Here is a 16,882-nt window from a genome sequence, read left to right on the forward strand (position 1 = left end):
GTGAAGAGCGCAGCGGCAGCCGTTGTGGCGGACCCCGCAGCGCCGGCGATCAAGCGCGAGGCGCGCAAGAGCGAAGCGCTGGACCCGCCGGAGCCAAACCTCCTGCCGCCCGGCGGCTGCGCGCCGCCGGACCCGGAGCCGCAAGGGGACGGCAGCAAGCGGCCGGTTCACCACGAATACACCGTCAGGGCGCTGGTGCTGCAAGGCGGCGGCGCGCTCGGTTCCTATCAGGCGGGGGTGTATCAGGGCCTGGCCGAAGCCGGCATCCAGCCGAACTGGGTGGCAGGCATCTCGATCGGCGCGCTGAACGCCGCGGTGATTGCAGGCAATGCGCCCGAGCGCAGGGTCGAGCAATTGCGCGCCTTCTGGGAGTACATCTGCCGGCAGCCCTGGCTGCCCAGCCTGCTGCCGTATGAGGTCGTTGCCGAGAGCGCCGTGCACTGGCCCGATCCGATGCGCGTCTGGTTCGACGGCATCGAAGCCGCGCGCGCGGTTTTAGAGGGACAGCGTGGCTTCTTCCAGCCACGCCCCTGGCCCAGCCTGCTCGAACGCCAGGCCGGGCCGGGCGCCTCCAGCTACTATGACACCTCGCCGCTCAAGAGCACGCTGGAGCGTTTCGCCGATTTCGACCGCATCAACGAGCAGCATCACGAGATGCGGGTGTCGGTTGGCGCGGTCAACGTGCATACGGGGAACTTTGCCTATTTCGACAACACCCGCCGCAAGCTGCGTGCCGAGCATTTCATGGCCTCGGGTGCCTTGCCACCCGGCTTCCCGGCCGTTGAGATCGATGGCGAGTTCTACTGGGATGGCGGCCTGGTGTCCAACACGCCGTTGTCCGAGGTGCTGACCGCCCAGCCGCGGCGCGATGCGCTGATCTTCCAGGTGGACCTGTGGAGCGCGCGAGGCAAGTTGCCGCACAACCTGCTGGACGTGGCCGAGCGCCAGAAAGACATCCAGTATTCCAGCCGCACGCGCACCATCACCGACTACATGGCCGAGCAGCAGAACTACCGCCGCATGCTGAGCGAAGTGATGGCGCTGGTGCCGCAGGGCCAGCGCGACAACGACTGGTACCGGAAAGCGGCGGGGTACGCGTGCGACGCGAGACGCAATGTGATCCAGCTCATTTATCGCGATAAGACATTCGAGGGGAATGCCAAGGATTACCAGTTTGGACGACTGACGATGAATGAGCACTGGACCAGCGGGCTGGATGATATTCGGGAGACGTTGAAGCATCCGGAATGGCTGGCTATGCCCACGCATGAGAAGCCGTTTGTCACGCACGATATTCATCGGGGGAACGGGCATTCGTGATTGGGCGGGGAGAAGGCTTGACTGCGGTCGCGGTCGCAGTTAAAGCCCCCGCCAACCCTACACCACCTTCAATTTCGCCAACTCCGGCTTGCCCGGCGGATACTCCGGCTTCAACCTGGTGAACACCTCCATCAGGATCTCAGCCACCATCAGGTTCCGATGCGTCTTGGAATCCGCCGGCACGATATACCACGGTGCTTCCGGCGTGCTTGTGGCGGCAATGGCGGCCTCATAGGCGGTCGCATAGCTCTTCCAGTACTGCCGCTCTTCCAGGTCCTTGGGGTCGAACTTCCAATGCTTCTGCGGATCCGCCAGCCGCGCTTCAAGCCGGGATTTCTGCTCGTCCTTGGAAATATGCAGGAAGCACTTGACGATGGTGGTGCCGGTTTCCAGCAGCATCGTCTCGAATGCGCGTAGCTGCTTGTAGCGGCGCTCGCATTCGTCGTCGTCGATCCATTCGTGTACGCGCGTGATCAGCACGTCTTCGTAGTGGCTGCGGTTGAACACGACGATCTCGCCGGCGCGCGGCACCTGGGCGTGGATGCGCCACAGGTAGTCGTGCGCGAGTTCTTCGGCGGTAGGGGCCTTGAAGGCGACCACGCGAATGCCCAGCGGGTCGAAACTGCGAAACACGCCACGCACGGTGCCGTCCTTGCCGCTGGTATCCATGCCTTGCAGCACCACCAGCAGCTTGCGCTTGTGTTCGGCGTAGAAGATGTCTTGCACCGCGTCGAGCTGGGTGCTCAGCTCGGTCAGGCGGGCCTGGTCGGCGATTTTGTCGCCGCTGGAGAACGGCTTGGCGCCACTGTTGAAGTCGGCAAGGCGAAAGTTCTTGCCCGAGGTGATGCGGAAATCGGCGAGCGACATTGGCACTCCATGGTGGGCGCGGCCGTGGCTGGCCGCAAGCCCCTATGGTCAGGCCGGCAGCCGGTCCAGGTCAATGCTGCCTTCGAATACCGTGGTGGCCGGGCCGGTCATTCGCACCGACTCGCCTTCGCCGTCCCAGGCGATGGAGAGGTCGCCGCCATGCGTATGCACCAGCACCGGCGAGTCCAGCAGACCACGGCGGATGCCGGCGACGACCGCCGCGCACGCGCCGGTACCGCAGGCCAGCGTCTCGCCGGCCCCGCGCTCGAACACGCGCAGGCAAATGGCATGACGCTCCAGCACCTGCATGAAGCCCGCGTTGACGCGGTTGGGAAAGCTCGCGTGATGCTCGATGATGGGACCGTCCTGCAGCACGGGGAACGCCTCGGTGTCATCCACCACTTGCACCGCATGCGGATTGCCCATCGAAACCGCGGAGATCCATTCCGTGCGGCCGTTCACTTCCAGCCCGTAGAGCGTATCGCGGCCTTCGGCCCTGGTCGGCAGGCCGTCGGGGCGGAAGGGGACGCGGGCCGGCTCGAGTTCCGGCGCGCCCATGTCGACCGTGACCTGGCCGTCGTCTTGCAGGGTCAGGGTGATGACGCCATTCATCACTTGCACGCGTACCGAGCGCTTGTCGGTCAGGCCCTGGTCCGTGACGAAGCGCACGAAGCAGCGGGCGCCATTGCCGCAGTGCTCCACCTCGCCGCCGTCGGCGTTGAAGATGCGGTAGCGAAAGTCGACGTCGTCGCGGGTGGGCTTCTCGACCACCAGGATCTGGTCGGCGCCTACGCCGAAATGGCGGCTGGCCAACGCGCGCCATTGCCCGGGCGTCAGGTTCAGGGTCTGGTGGATGCCGTCGAGCACGACGAAGTCGTTGCCGGCACCGTGCATCTTGGTGAACTGGAGTTTCATAGTGCGATTGTAGTCGGGCTGTCCGGCGCTTGCCGGCGGCTTATCGAAGGTGGCTCGGGCGGCATATCTGACAGGTGGTGCCCGCGCCGTGCCTGCCTGGTCAGTAGTTTTCGCGCTCGCCGTCCGGGCGGTGCTTGAAGCGCTTGTGCACCCAGTAATACTCGGTCACGCGCGGGCGGATGCAATCTTCGAAGAAGGCGTTCATGCGCCGGGTGTCCGCGGTCACGCTGTCGCCGGGATAGTTTTCCCACGCTGGCAGGATGCGCAGCACATATCCCTTGTAGTCGGGCAGCATCTCGGTATAGATCGGCACGACCTTGGCGCCGGTCAGCCGCGCCAGGCGCGATACCGAAGTCAGCGTGAGGGCTTCCACGCCGAAGAACGGCACGTATTCCGAGTCGCGCTCGCCGAAGTCCATGTCGGCGATCAGTTGCAGGGCTTCGCCTTTGCGCAGGCAGCGGATGATGTCGCGCGCACTGTCGTTGCGGGCAATCATCTTGGCGCCGAAACGGCCGCGCGCATGCTTGAGGAAACCGTCGAACAGTTCGTTCTTCTGCCTGGTGTAGAGCGATGCGCCGGAGCGCCTCACGTGTTCGCGCAGATGGATGGTGAGCCGGATCGCGCCGGCCTCCACGCCTGAGAGATGCAGCGTGACAAGGATGTGGGGCGTACCATCCAGCGCCACGAGATCGGCCTGGTCGTCGATCTGGACCCAGCGGCGCATCTGTTTCTCGCTGCCAGTCCAGAAGATGCCGCGCTCGGCAAAGCTGCGGAAGACATTGCGGAAGGTCTGGCGCGAGAGCGATTCGATCTCGGCCTCGGTCCGCTCGGGGAAGCACAGGCGCAGGTTGGTTTGCACCACGCGGCGGCGGCTGCTGGGGATCAGGTAGAGCAGGCTGCCGAGTCCTTCGCCGAAGCGTGCAACAAGCGGATAGGGAAGCTTGCCCAGCACGGTCAGCAGGCCGATGCCAAGCCAGGTGAAAATGCGGCTCATTTTTGGTCGTCAGAGAGGGATACGGATGCTGTGGGCGGCACTTCCAGTGGATTGCGCGAGGCGTCGCCCGGCGGCGCCCGGGGCGGATCCGCTGGTGGCAACTCCGCGCCACCCGGATGCTTGTAGCGGTTGTAGCCCCACAGGTACTGGGTCGGGCATGCCCTCACCAGCTTTTCGACGGCTTCGTTGATGACGGCGACAGCTTCGGCCGGGTCGGCGGGCAGAAGATGGTTGATGACCTGCATATGGCCGAGATAGCCGACGCCGCGCGGCAGGCGCTCGGCGAAGACCACCGCGATCGGTGCGCCCGTGAGTTGCTGCAGGCGCTGCACCAGCGTCATGGTGTAGGCGGGCTTGCCGAAAAACGGCGCCCAGGCGCCTTCGCCGCCGGTCGGAACCTGGTCCGGCAGGATGCCAATGGCCTCGCCGCGCTTGAGTGCCTTCACCAGCATACGCACCCCGCGCGGCTGCGCGGGCGCCATGGCCAGGTTGGGCCGCGTGCGCATCTTGACGATCCAGTCGCGCAGCCAGGCCTGGTGTGGTGGCTTGTACAGCGCCGTGACCGGATGCCGCAGTGCAAATGCCTGCGGGAGCACTTCGAAGCAGCCCAGGTGAGGCACCAGGATGATCAGCCCGCGCCCCTGCGCCATCAGCCGGTCGAGTTCCGGCCAGAGCCGGTCGGCAAAGCCGTACATGCGCGCCTCGGGATTGCGCCGGCTCCAGAAATAGGGCATTTCCAGGATCATGCGCCCCGTCGAGCGGGCCGCTTCGGCCAGCATCGCCTTGCTGGCATCGGGGTAAGCCTGGCGCAGATTTTCGGCCAGCCGCCTGCCATAGCGTCCTGGCAGGCGTGCCGCCAATAGTCCGAGCACGCCGCCAATGGCGTGCAGCCACCAGAGCGGCAAGCGGGAAATCAGCCAGAACAGGAAGGTCATCGGGTTGCGATAGCGGCCCGGTGGGCCGGGTGGGTAATTAATGTTTTGCCGGGCGGTGCCGTTAGTGGGGCTATCAACAAGCATTCAATGCTGTAACGGGGCCCGCCTTGCGGCGTGCACGGCCTGCGGGCAGGTGCCAAGCCAGCGGTATGCCGCTAACTGGATGGCGCTAGCCGGCGACAGCGCCTGGTATGCAAGCAAGTCCAAGATAACGACACGCTGCAGCACCGCTTGCAGGCGCGTATAATAGCGCGTATCGCCGAGTTAACTGACAACTTGCGGGGCGATACCGTTCTACCGGAACGGCTTGAAAATACCGCTAAAGCGTCGCCGCCCGGGCTGAGAGGTTGGCGCGCAATAGCCAAACCTGGAGAAAAGTTCGTGGCAAACGACTTCCTGTTCACTTCGGAATCTGTCTCCGAAGGCCATCCCGACAAGGTCGCTGACCAGATTTCCGACGCAGTCCTCGATGCCATCCTGGCGCAGGACAAGTACGCGCGCGTGGCAGCTGAARCGCTGTGCAACACCGGGCTGGTAGTCCTCGCCGGGGAAATCACCACGACCGCCAACGTCGATTACATCCAAGTCGCGCGCGACACCATCAAGCGCATTGGCTACGACAACACCGAATACGGCATCGACTACAAGGGCTGCGCCGTGCTGGTTGCTTATGACAAGCAATCGCCCGACATCGCCCAGGGCGTGGACCGCGCCTCCGACGACTACCTGAACCAGGGCGCCGGCGACCAGGGCCTGATGTTCGGCTACGCCTGCGACGAAACGCCGGAGCTGATGCCCTTCCCGATCTACTATTCGCACCGCCTGGTCGAGCGCCAGTCGCAACTGCGCCGCGACGGACGTCTGCCCTGGCTGCGTCCGGACGCCAAGTCGCAAGTGACCGTGCGCTATGTCGACGGTCGTCCGCACAGCGTGGATACCGTGGTGCTGTCGACCCAGCACGCGCCGGATATCAGCCAGGCGCAGATCCGCGAAGCCGTGATCGAGGAAATCATCAAGCCGGTGCTGCCGGCCGAGATGCTCAAGGACACCAAGTACCTGGTCAACCCGACCGGCMGSTTCGTSATCGGCGGCCCGSWRGGCGATTGCGGCCTGACCGGCCGCAAGATCATCGTCGACACCTACGGCGGCGCTTCGCCGCACGGCGGTGGCGCCTTCTCGGGCAAGGATCCGTCGAAGGTTGACCGCTCGGCTGCCTATGCCGCGCGCTATGTCGCCAAGAACGTGGTCGCCGCCGGCCTGGCGCGCCAGTGCCAGGTGCAGGTCAGCTACGCCATCGGCGTGGCCCGCCCGATCAACGTGACGGTGTACACCGAAGGCACCGGCAAGATCTCAGACGAGGCGATCGCCGCGCTGGTGCAGGAGCATTTCGACCTGCGTCCGAAGGGGATCGTGCAGATGCTCGACCTGCTGCGCCCGATCTACGAAAAGACCGCTGCTTACGGCCACTTCGGCCGTGAAGAGCCGGAATTCTCGTGGGAAGCGACCGACAAGGTCGCTGTGCTGCGCGCTGCCGCCGGCCTGTAAGCGCTGCACCCGCCGCACCGGAACGCCGCCCTCGGGCGGCGTTTTTTCGTCTGGCAGGTGCCGCGCGCGGCTTGGGGCGAGCCTTGTCCTGGATCAAGCGGGCCGATGCGGGGCATGGCGGGGCACGGTCGCGAGGGTAGAATCGCGGGATGGCAAAGCGGTGCGGCGAGTGGCGCTTTGTTATCCCGGCGCAGCGTGTGCATGTGCGCACTGAAGCCCGCCGGAGCCCGCATACCGAGGATGCCCCATGTCACCTGATTCGACCCTTACGCCTTCCGCGCCCAGCCCGGCCACCGCGCCAGGGGCAGGCATGCCCGCGCTCAACCTGATCCGGCCTCAGCCCTATACCGAGTGGGCGCCGCAGGTCGATGCCGGCACCAAAGCCGAACTGCGCCGCGAACTGGAGCAGGGCGCGGTGCTGTTCTTCCCCCAGTTGCGCTTTCAGTTCGAGCCGGGCGAGGAACGCTTTCTCGATAGCCGCTGGTCGGACGGCAAATCCAAGAACATCAACCTGCGCGCCAGCGACCAGGCTGTGCGCGGCGCGACTGGCGGCGAGCAGGACCTGAAGGACCTGTACCGCCTGATTCGGCGCTATGCCGAATACAGCGAGAAGCTGGTGCTGAGCCTGTTCCCGGAATATGGCCCGCACATGGTGCGCGCCGGCACCTCATTGCGCCCGAGCGAAATCGCCGGGCGGCCGGTGAGCTGGCGCAAGGACGACACCCGGCTGCATGTGGACTCCTTCCCGTCCAATCCGCTGCTGGGTCAGCGGCTGCTGCGCGTATTCCACAATATCGACCCGCAGGCGCCGCGCGTGTGGCGGGTGGGCGAACCTTTTGGCGACTTCGCGAAGCGCTTTGTGCCGAAGACCAAGGGGATGTGGCCGGGGCAGGCGAAGGTGATGGAGTTGCTGCATATCACCAAGCGCCGGCGTTCGGAGTATGACCATCGCATGCTGCAGTTGCATGATCTTGCCAAGGCCGATCTGGCGTACCAGGCGAGCGTGCCGCAGCAGGAATTCCATTTCCCGCCGGGGTCGACCTGGATTGTGTTCAGCGATCAGGTGCTGCACGCGGCTATGCGGGGGCGGGCCATGATGGAGCAGACTTATTATTTGTCGCCGAAGGCGATCGGGGACCATACGCATTCGCCTGAGGCGGTGTTGTCGCGGATGTTGGGGCGGCCGATGGTGGTGGGTTGAGGCCCATCTTCGAAGTCAAAGGCTTAAAGTCAACGGCGGTTTCACCCCCCTGCGGGGGGCGACCTACTTTCTTGTCTCGCCAAGAAAGTAGGCAAAGAAGGCGCCCCATACGGGATAGGTAAACCTTGACGGCTCGCTTCGCATCGCGGGCCGCACATCCAGTGGCGTGTCTTCCCTCAGCGCAGCAGCAGCCGGATCATCGTTTCGAACCGCTTGCCGTAGGGCGGCTTGAGCAGCCCGGCGCCATTGAGCCGGGACTGGCGGAAGATCGGTTTGAGCTTGGAGAAGGTCTCGAAACCCGCTTCGCCGTGGTACGCGCCCATGCCGCTGGGCCCCACGCCGCCGAAGGGCAGGTCTTCCTGGGCGATATGCAGCAGCGTTTCGTTGATGCTGACGCCGCCGGCCACGGTCTGCGCCATCACCCGGTCGATCGCGCCGGGGTCTTTCTCGAAGAGGTAGAGCGCCAGCGGGCGCGGCCGTGCATTGATGTAATCAATGGCCTCGTCCAGCGTGCGGTAGGCCACCAGCGGCAATACCGGGCCGAAGATCTCTTCCTGCATCACGGTGGCGTCGGCGGGCACGTCAAGCAACAGTACCGGCGCCAGCCGGCGCCGTGCCGGGTCCGATGGTGCCTGGGACAGCGGCACCACGCGCGCGCCCGCGCGTTCGGCGTCGTTGACCAGCCCGTCCAGCCGGGCAAAGTGGCGCGGGCTGATGATGGTGGTGTAGTCGGGGTTGCCGGCCAGGTCCGGGTAGAGGCGGGCGGCGCAGGCGCGTGCCGCCGCGACGAACGGCTCGCGCATCGCTTCCGGCAGCAGCACATAGTCCGGCGCGATGCAGGTCTGGCCCGCGTTAAGCAGCTTGCCCACCAGGATGCGCTCGACCGCGTGTTCCAGGTCGGCGCCCGGGCCGACGATGACCGGCGACTTGCCGCCCAGCTCGAGCGTCACCGGCGTGAGGTTGGCCGCCGCCGCGCGCATGACATGGTGGCCGACCTGGGTCGAACCAGTGAACAGCAGGTGGTCGAAGGGCTGGGCGGAGAAGGCACTCGCCACCTCCGCGTCGCCATTGATCACGGCGACCTCATCGGCGGCGAAGTGTTGCTGCGCCAGGCGCGCGAACAGCGCGGCGAAGCGCGGGGTGTACTCGGAGAGCTTGACCATGGCGCGGTTGCCCGCGGCCAGCGCGCCCGCCAGCGGGCCCACCGTCAGGTAGAGCGGATAGTTCCACGGCACCACGATGCCGATCACGCCCAGCGGCTGCGGCATCAGCCGCGACGTGGCGGGTTTGAACCACAACCCGGTGCGCGCCCGCCGCACCTGCATCCAGCGTTTGCCATGACGCAGCGCATCGTCGATCCCGGCCACGCTGGGAAAGACTTCGAGCAGCGCGGTTTCCTGGTGAGCGCGATTGCCAAAGTCGGCGCTGATGGCCTGCGAGATCTCGTCCCGGTGTTCGGCCACCAGCTTGCGCAGCCGCCGCAGACGGTCGGCACGCACGGCCCAGGCAGGCGACTGGTCCCGCCGCGAGGCGGCGCGCATGGCGTCGAATACGGATGACATCTCGGGCACTTCTCTCATCTCTCGTTCTCCCGGGGCCGCGCGCTGCCCGTGGCGCGCGCGGCGTTTCAATTCCCGCACCATATGTCATGCGGCCGCCACTGGCAATGGAGGCCGGCCACCAGCCTCGTGCTTCAAACAGCCGTATTCATCGCCCTTCCTTTACCCTTTCCAGCGCCCCGGCAAAGCCCTACACTGATTTCGCGGCATGCTCTCGGCGTGCCCGCCAGACCGGGTTGCCCGGCATGCCCGGCCTGCCCCAGCGTCCGGCGCAACCCCGGCAGACTGACCTCCGACCACGCGGGGAGACGGATGGAAACCACCTTTGACTATCTTGTCGTTGGCGGCGGTTCGGCGGGGTGTGCCCTGGCCGGGCGCCTGGCCGACAGCGGCAGCGACAGCGTGGCGCTGCTCGAAACCGGAGGCCACGATCACCATGTGCTGGTGTCGACGCCGGCAGGCTGCGCGGCTTTGCTGCCGCGCGCCGGCAGCCGCAACTATGGCTACCACACCGTGCCGCAGCCGGGGCTGGACGGGCGCCGCGGCTACCAGCCGCGCGGGCGTGGCCTTGGCGGCAGTTCCTCGCTCAACGCCATGATCTACACGCGGGGCACGCCGTCCGACTACGATGGCTGGGCCATGGCCGGGTGCGATGGCTGGGCCTGGGACGACGTGCTGCCCTATTTCCGCCGCGCGGAATGCAACGAGCGCGTGGCCGGGCGCGACGACGATCCCTTGCACGGCGGCAGCGGTCCGCTCCATGTGTCGGACCTGCGCACGCCCAATCCGTTTGGCCAGCGTTTCATCGAGGCGGCCCAGCAGGCCGGCTACCGCCGCAACGATGATTTCAACGGCGTGGACCAGGAAGGCGCGGGCTGGTACCAGGTGACACAGCACGGCGGCGAGCGCTGGAACGCGGCGCGCGCCTACCTGCACCGCGGCGATGCCGCCGACCGCGCCAGCAATGGCGGCCGCGCCAACCTGCATGTGCTGACGGGCGCGCAAGTGCTGCGCATCGAGTTTGAAGGCCGCCACGCGGTGGGCGTCGTGGTGCGGCTGGATGGCCGCGAGACCGTGCTGCGGGCGCGCCGCGAGGTGATCGTGTCGGCAGGGGCGTTCGGTTCGCCGCAACTGCTGATGGTGTCGGGCGTGGGCCCGGCGGCGCATTTGCGCGAGCTGGGCATTCCCGTGGTGCATGACCTGCCAGGCGTGGGCACCAACCTGCAGGACCATCTCGACGTCATCGTGCACAAGCGCGTGGCGGCATCGGAGCTGTTCGGCGTGTCGGTGGGCGGCGCCTTCCGCATGCTGGCGGAGATCCTGCGATACCGGCGCGAACGCACCGGCATGATGACTTCCAACTTCGCCGAGGCGGGCGCTTTCCTCAAGAGCGATCCCGGACTGGAAGAACCGGACCTGCAGCTACATTTCGTGGTCGGCATGGCCGACGACCATATGCGCCGCCTGCGCTTCGGCCACGGCTATTCCTGCCACGTCTGCGTGCTGCGCCCGAAAAGCCGGGGAGAGGTGCGGCTGGCCTCGCCCGATATCCGCGAGGCGCCGCTGATCGATCCGCGTTTCCTGTCCGCCCCGAGTGACCTCGACGGCCTGGTGGCGGGCGTGCGCATCGTGCGCCGCATCCTTGCGCAGCCGCAACTGGCGGCGTTCGGCGGCAAGGAGTTGTATTCCGCGCACCTGCGCGCGGATGGCAGCGACGACAGCGCGATCCGCGAGATGATCCGCGCGCATGCCGACACCATCTACCATCCCGTCGGCACCTGCCGCATGGGTATGGATGAGAACGCGGTGGTCGACCCGCAACTGCGCGTGCGGGGTGTGGAAGGGCTGCGGGTGGTGGACGCGTCGATCATGCCGACGCTGATCGGCGGCAACACCAATGCGCCGGCCATCATGATCGGCGAGCGCGCGCATGACCTGATCCGGCACGGTCCCCGCGTGGTACTGCGCATGGCGGAGGTGTTGGCGGTGTGAGCCCCGGCCCGGCGCCGGGCCGGACTCGCGCTGGCTCTCGGGCCGGCATTGCGAAGATACTGCGCCGTCAGGCCGCGTTCGCCAGCCGGAAGGTCGACACCGTATCGCGCAGCTTGCCGGCCTGGTCGTCCAGCGATTGCGCCGCGGCGGCGGCTTCTTCCACCAGCGCGGCGTTTTGCTGCGTGACCTCGTCCATCTGGCCGACCGCCTTGTTGACCTGTTCGATGCCGGCGCTCTGCTCGTCGGAGGCCGCGGCAATCTCGGCAATGATGTCGGACACGCGCTTTACTGCATTCTGGACTTCGCCCATGGTCTTGCCGGCGTCCTCGGCCTGTGCCGAGCCGGTGCGCACGGTGTCGACCGAGCTGTCGATCAGGTCCTTGATTTCCTTGGCGGCGCTGGACGAGCGCTGCGCCAGGCTGCGCACTTCGCCCGCCACCACCGCGAAGCCCCGGCCCTGTTCGCCGGCGCGCGCGGCTTCCACCGCSGCATTCAGYGCCAGGATATTGGTCTGGAAGGCGATACCCTCGATCAGGCTGGTGATTTCGGCGATGCGGCTGGAGCTGGTGCTGATCGCGCCCATGGTTTGCACCATCTGCTGAACCGCGGCGCTGCCGTGCTCGGCGACGCTGGCGGCATTGCCGGCCAGGCCGCTGGCCTGGCGCGCATTGTCGGCGTTCTGCCGCACGGTGGTGGTCAGCTCCTCCATGCTCGATGCGGTTTGCTCCAGCGAGGCCGCCTGCTGTTCGGTGCGCGCCGACAAGTCGGTGTTGCCCGCGGCGATCTGGCGTGCCGCCACGCCCACGGATTCGGTCGAATGACGCACTTCGTGCAGCGCCACCGCCACGCGTTCGAGCAAGCGGTTGAAGGCGGCCGCGGTGCGGCCGATTTCATCCATGCGCCCGACCGGCGCGCGGCGCGCGAGGTCAAGGGAGTCGCTGACGTATTCCAGGGTCTGCTCGATCTCGGCCAGGCTGCCATGGATGCGCCGGTAAAGCGTCACCGCCAGGAAACCGGTGCCCAGCACGGCTACGGCGATCAAGACCGAGAACACCATGACTGCAGTGTGGTACTGCTCGCGATTGCTCAGGACGGCGTGCTCGCCCAGTTCCGCGTTGTAGGCGATGTGATCCTCGATCGTCTTGCGCATCGCGGTCGACGCCTCATGCAGTTCACCACTCACGAGCATGGCCTGCGCGGCTGCGTAATCGTTGGCGTGCGATTTCTCCAGCAAGGCGGCGCGTCCGGCGCGGTAGCGCTTGAGGGCGGCCCGGTCAGCCTCGAGCATCTTGCGATCAGTCTCGTCGGAGATATCCGCGCGTTCGTATTTGGCGGCGGTAGTGTCGAAATGCTGGTCCGCACTGGCGAGCGACTGTTCGGCTTCAGTCTTGCCCTTGAGGTCGTCGGTCATGGTATGCCGGTAAAGCGCGATGCGCATGGTGTTGACGTCGTCCTTGAGGCTGACAAGGATGCGCACGCTGTCCAGCGTGTTGTTGTTGAAGTACTCGAAGCGCTGTTCCGACTGGTGGAGTTGCCAGATGCCACCAAGGCCCACCCCGAGCAAGGCGAACAGGGCAAGAGATAAGGAAAGTAGCAGGCGTTGGCTGATGTTCATGTCGGGATGTCGGCGCCCGCCGCGGCAAGGCGCTCCGCTTGATATTTAAAGATGACTATCGGGCACTTATGTATTAAATGTATGCCCTTTATATCAACGGTTTACGGCATCACTGGCCTTGGCTGTAGCGAGGCGGGGAATTAATCCGGGGGGTATGTTGCGAGGCCAGGTGCGCACGGACGAATCGCGCCATGCGCCAGCATGACAGCGTGCGGCCGTGTCAGCTGCCTGGGCGCCTCTGGGCGTTCACGCGCGGCGATGCACCGGCGGCTTCACGCCGGCCATGCGCGCGCCACCACGCCCGCCAGCGCGGCTTCGTCGCCCTCCAGCGTGCCGAACACGCGGCCATGCTGGCGTCCAAGCCGGCTGGCCACGAAGCGCTCGGCATCGTCGGTGTCGGCATGGGCGAGCATCAGCGCCGCCTGCGCGGTCAGCACCAGGCCCTGGGCAAAGCGCCGCGCGCCGGCTTCGAGATGTTCCGGCGCGTCGCGCAGCATCGCCTGCAGCGAGGCGAGTTCGGCGCGCACCGCCGGATGGCCGCCGGCGCGCCGTCCTAGGTCCTGCAATAGCCGCCCCGCGTCCTCGGGATTGCGCTGGAGCGCGCGCAGCACGTCCAGGCACATGATGTTGCCGGAGCCCTCCCAGATCGAGTTGACCGGCGCCTCGCGGTACAGCCGGGCCATCGGGCCTTCCTCCACGTAGCCGTTGCCGCCCCATACCTCCATGGCTTCGCCCGTCACCTCTATGGCGCGCTTGCAGACCCAGAACTTGGCCGCCGGCGTGACGATGCGCTTCCAGGCGGCGGCCAGCGGATCGGCATCGGCCCGCTCGAAAGCATGTGCCAGTTCCATCATGAGCAGGGTGGCGGCCTGGCTTTCCAGCGCCAGGTCGGCCAGCACGTTGCGCATCAGCGGCTGCTCCGCCAGCAGGCGGCCGAACGCCATGCGGTGCCGCGCGTGGTGGATGGCCTGCACCAGCGCCGCGCGGATGATGGCGGCGCTGCCGATCACGCAATCCAGCCGGGTATAGGTGGCCATCTCGATAATGGTCGGGATGCCGCGGCCTTCCTCGCCGATCAGGATGCCGGTGGCCTCGCGGAATTCCACTTCGCTGCTGGCGTTGGAGCGATTGCCCAGTTTGTCCTTGAGACGCTGGATCTGCACCGGGTTCTTGCTGCCGTCGTCGCGAAAGCGCGGCACGAAGAAGCACGACAGCGGCCCGTCCTCCGCGCCCATGCGCGCCACCACCAGGTGGGCATCGCACATCGGCGCGGAGAAAAACCACTTGTGCCCGGTGATCGCGTACTCGGCGCCGCGGCCCTCGCCGCGCACGGCGCGCGCGACGGTGGTGTTGCTGCGCACATCGGWGCCGCCCTGYTTYTCCGTCATGCCCATGCCGATCATCACGGCATGCTTGTCGCGCCAGGGCAGGTCGCGCGGATCGTGCTCGGTGGCAAACAGTTTCGGCCCCAGTTCCGCGAACAGCGCCGCTTCCTTCTGCAGCACCGGGATGCTGGCGAACGTCATGGTGGGCGGGCACAGGGATCCGGATTCGGCCTGCGCCTGCAGGAAATAGCCGGCGGCGCGCGCCACCCACGCGCCCTCCCTGGGCTGCGCGAACGGCAGCGCCTGCAACTGCTGGCTGCGCAGCAGGGCCAGCAAGGCGTGCCATGCCGGCGGAAATTCCACTTCGTCGATGCGCTCGCCGGTGCGGCTGTGCGTATGCAGCTCGGGCGCGTGGCGATTGGCCTCGGCCGCCCACTGCTGGACATCGGGTTTGCCCAGGCGCGCCCCGAAGACATCGAGCGCACTGGCGTGCCAGCCGCCGCCAAGCCGCTCCAGCGCGTCGCGCAAGGCGGGGTCGCCGGTGAACAGGTTGTGGCCGGTGAGGTCCGGGACCTGGTTGAACACGCGGTGGGTGGCAGCTTCAGTCATGAGGTCTCCTGTGCGGTCTTCTGCGAGCGTTGCGCATGGGCATGTCTGATTGCATGGTAGAGCAAGCGGCGCGCTATGTGCGTGGGCTTGCACTGTGTCCGGCCCCCAACACTTTGCGCCGTCATGGCTGGGCTCGCGGGCCGGGCGCTTGCCGTTCGCCGCTTCCCGGCGATACACTGCACGCTCCTTTCTCGACGCTGCTGCGCAGAAGGTACTTTTTGCCCCGGTCCGCCGGAGGCACCCCCGTACCTTGTATTCCCGGCAGCCATGTCTTCCCTTCCCCGTCTTGAAAAAGCCCTGCAGCGCCAGGGCATCCATGTCGAGCGCATCCAGGGTGTCTATCACCTGCGCAACGAACACGCGCAAGCCTCCGTGCTGTTGCCCGCCACGCTTCCCCTGGAAGCGAAAGCCGTACGGCAGTTGCTCGACTTTGCCGCGGTGCGTTCGCCGGACGGCCACCATGGCGTTTGCAAAGCCTGCGCCACGCCGGACTTTCATCCCGGCGGCATCGCGCCGGTCGGATCGATCGTTGCCACCGACGCGGATTTCGTCATTCCCGCCGCGATTGGTACCGACATCAATTGCGGCATGCGCCTGATTACTACAAGCCTGAAGCAAGCCGCCCTGCTGCCGCAGCAGGATGCCCTTGTGAGCAGGCTGACGCGTGCGCTGCTCGATAACGGCCGCGACATGCCGGTGCATAGCGCCGCGTTCCGCGCCCTATTCGACGAGGGACCCGCCGCGTTCATCGATCGCGTGGCGCCGCAAGGCTTGTGGGCGCAGGTCGATCGTGCCCGGCTGGAGGCCGAACTTGCCGCTTGCGTCGGACTGGATGCGTTTGGCGGGAGTGCCCGCTATGCGCCGGATGCGCACGTCGGCAATCGCGAGGTCTTTCGCGATCCCTGTCTCGGCACGCCGGGCGGGGGCAATCATTTTGTCGAACTGCAGGTGGTGGACGAGATCTTCGACAGGCACGCGGCATATCGCGTCGGCCTGGCGCCCGGCGATGTCGTGGCGATGATCCACAGCGGCTCGCGCGATGTCGGCTTCTACGTGGGCCGGCGCTGGATGGACCGGGCGCGCCAGGCCTGGCCCGCAGGCCTGAAGCATCCGACGAGCGGGCTGTACGGCTTGGCGGGCAGCCTGGCGCACGAGTACCTGGTGGCCATGGGTACGGCGGCACGCTATGCCTGGGCCAACCGGGTGGTGCTGGCCGAACTCGTGCGCAAGGAACTGGCCGAGTTGTGCGGCGCGACGGCTTCACGGCTGGTGGTCGACGTGCCGCATAACGTGGTGCTGCGCGAAAACGGCCTCAATATCCACCGCAAGGGCGCGACACCCGCGCATCACGGCGACCTGGCCCTGATCCCCGGTTCCATGGGGGATGCTTCCTATATAGTGAGCGGTTTGGGTCACACCGATTGGCTCTCGTCATGCAGCCACGGAGCCGGCCGCAGTGTCCGGCGCCAGGCTTTGCGCCGCTTGAAAAGCGATCATGCCAACGCCGGGTGGCGCTGCGTCACGCTGCGCGAGGAGCGCAGGGTGGAAGAAGCGCCCGAGGCCTACAAGCCGATCGGTCCGGTGCGGCAGGCACAGGAAGAGGCCGGGCTGATCGAAGCAGTGGCGCGGTTGAAGCCTTGGGTGACCTTCAAGGCTTGAAATCGCGGCGGTGTTCGAATGGTGTTCGAATGGCAGTGCATGCGCACGCTAAGTCATGGTGCGTTGCAGCGTAATGGTGTACATGTTAATGCCTGGGGGCCGCATGGCCCTCAGCCATACCTTGACGCACGACACTCCAGATTGAAACAGGGGTGGTCAAGCTCCGAGCCTTGTGCTTAAATTCACCCCGTTGGATGAAACAGGGGTGCCGTACGGATGGGCCGTGCGGCTGAGAGAGTCCCTTCGAACCCGATCCGGCTAGTACCGGCGTGGGAAGTTTCATGGTTACCGAAAAGCTCCTGCCTTCTCCAAGGCACATGATCCCGGCCCCGGCGCCGCGGCCATG

The 16,882-nt window shown here is 66.4% G+C and carries 12 protein-coding genes and 1 riboswitch; of the genes, 5 read left to right on the forward strand and 7 right to left on the reverse strand.

All coding sequences use genetic code 11. The features are described 5' to 3' along the window. The first annotated feature begins 102 nt into the window (after nt 1–102). Nucleotides 103–1,320, forward strand: coding sequence for a DUF3734 domain-containing protein (locus AC1DN0_RS07185; protein ID WP_441631525.1), 1,218 nt, complete (start codon nt 103–105; stop codon nt 1,318–1,320). Between the two features lie 57 nt (nt 1,321–1,377). Here AC1DN0_RS07185 and AC1DN0_RS07190 read toward each other — a convergent pair whose 3' ends face one another. The 4 genes from AC1DN0_RS07190 to AC1DN0_RS07205 all read right to left on the reverse strand — a co-directional run bounded on the left by AC1DN0_RS07190 (nt 1,378) and on the right by AC1DN0_RS07205 (nt 5,031). Next, nucleotides 1,378–2,187 carry a polyphosphate kinase 2 family protein gene (locus AC1DN0_RS07190; RefSeq protein ID WP_441631500.1) on the reverse strand — a complete coding sequence of 270 codons (810 nt, stop codon included), beginning with the start codon at nt 2,185–2,187 and terminating at the stop codon, nt 1,378–1,380. Between the two features lie 48 nt (nt 2,188–2,235). Next, nucleotides 2,236–3,102, reverse strand: coding sequence for a diaminopimelate epimerase (gene dapF / locus AC1DN0_RS07195; RefSeq protein ID WP_441631502.1), 867 nt, complete (start codon nt 3,100–3,102; stop codon nt 2,236–2,238). Nucleotides 3,103–3,202: 100 nt separating this feature from the next. Beyond that, a complete protein-coding gene (locus tag AC1DN0_RS07200) occupies nt 3,203–4,096 on the reverse strand; it encodes a lipid A biosynthesis lauroyl acyltransferase (protein ID WP_441631504.1) in 894 nt (297 codons plus the stop codon). Further along, nucleotides 4,093–5,031 carry a lysophospholipid acyltransferase family protein gene (locus AC1DN0_RS07205; protein ID WP_441631506.1) on the reverse strand — a complete coding sequence of 313 codons (939 nt, stop codon included), beginning with the start codon at nt 5,029–5,031 and terminating at the stop codon, nt 4,093–4,095. Before AC1DN0_RS07205 ends, AC1DN0_RS07200 begins: the two co-directional genes overlap by 4 nt. Before the next feature lie 381 nt (nt 5,032–5,412). Between AC1DN0_RS07205 and metK the strand changes: the two genes are divergently transcribed. Both metK and AC1DN0_RS07215 read left to right on the forward strand, forming a co-directional pair. After that, nucleotides 5,413–6,576 carry a methionine adenosyltransferase gene (gene metK, locus AC1DN0_RS07210; RefSeq protein WP_477145620.1) on the forward strand — a complete coding sequence of 388 codons (1,164 nt, stop codon included), beginning with the start codon at nt 5,413–5,415 and terminating at the stop codon, nt 6,574–6,576. A gap of 310 nt (nt 6,577–6,886) precedes the next feature. Continuing rightward, on the forward strand, nt 6,887–7,777 hold the full coding sequence (locus AC1DN0_RS07215) for a Kdo hydroxylase KdoO (protein ID WP_441631527.1): 891 nt from the start codon (nt 6,887–6,889) through the stop codon (nt 7,775–7,777). Between the two features lie 176 nt (nt 7,778–7,953). Here the strand turns inward: AC1DN0_RS07215 and AC1DN0_RS07220 are convergent, their stop codons facing one another. Beyond that, nucleotides 7,954–9,357, reverse strand: a complete 1,404-nt coding sequence (locus AC1DN0_RS07220; RefSeq protein WP_441631509.1) for a coniferyl aldehyde dehydrogenase — start codon at nt 9,355–9,357, stop codon at nt 7,954–7,956. Between the two features lie 291 nt (nt 9,358–9,648). Between AC1DN0_RS07220 and AC1DN0_RS07225 the strand changes: the two genes are divergently transcribed. After that, nucleotides 9,649–11,328: a GMC family oxidoreductase gene (locus AC1DN0_RS07225; protein ID WP_441631511.1), complete on the forward strand. Its 1,680-nt coding sequence runs from the start codon at nt 9,649–9,651 to the stop codon at nt 11,326–11,328. 67 nt (nt 11,329–11,395) lie between these two features. Here AC1DN0_RS07225 and AC1DN0_RS07230 read toward each other — a convergent pair whose 3' ends face one another. Beyond that, on the reverse strand, nt 11,396–12,943 hold the full coding sequence (locus tag AC1DN0_RS07230) for a methyl-accepting chemotaxis protein (protein WP_441631513.1): 1,548 nt from the start codon (nt 12,941–12,943) through the stop codon (nt 11,396–11,398). 272 nt (nt 12,944–13,215) lie between these two features. After that, on the reverse strand, nt 13,216–14,877 hold the full coding sequence (locus tag AC1DN0_RS07235; protein WP_477145621.1) for an acyl-CoA dehydrogenase family protein: 1,662 nt from the start codon (nt 14,875–14,877) through the stop codon (nt 13,216–13,218). 267 nt (nt 14,878–15,144) lie between these two features. Here AC1DN0_RS07235 and AC1DN0_RS07240 point away from each other — a divergent pair, with 267 nt between their 5' ends. Then, complete coding sequence (locus AC1DN0_RS07240) at nt 15,145–16,536, forward strand: RtcB family protein (RefSeq protein WP_441631517.1); 1,392 nt, start codon at nt 15,145–15,147, stop codon at nt 16,534–16,536. A gap of 191 nt (nt 16,537–16,727) precedes the next feature. Further along, nucleotides 16,728–16,829: riboswitch (TPP riboswitch) on the forward strand. Nucleotides 16,830–16,882: the final 53 nt, after the last annotated feature.

Source organism: Cupriavidus sp. 05N39, assembly GCF_056397325.1.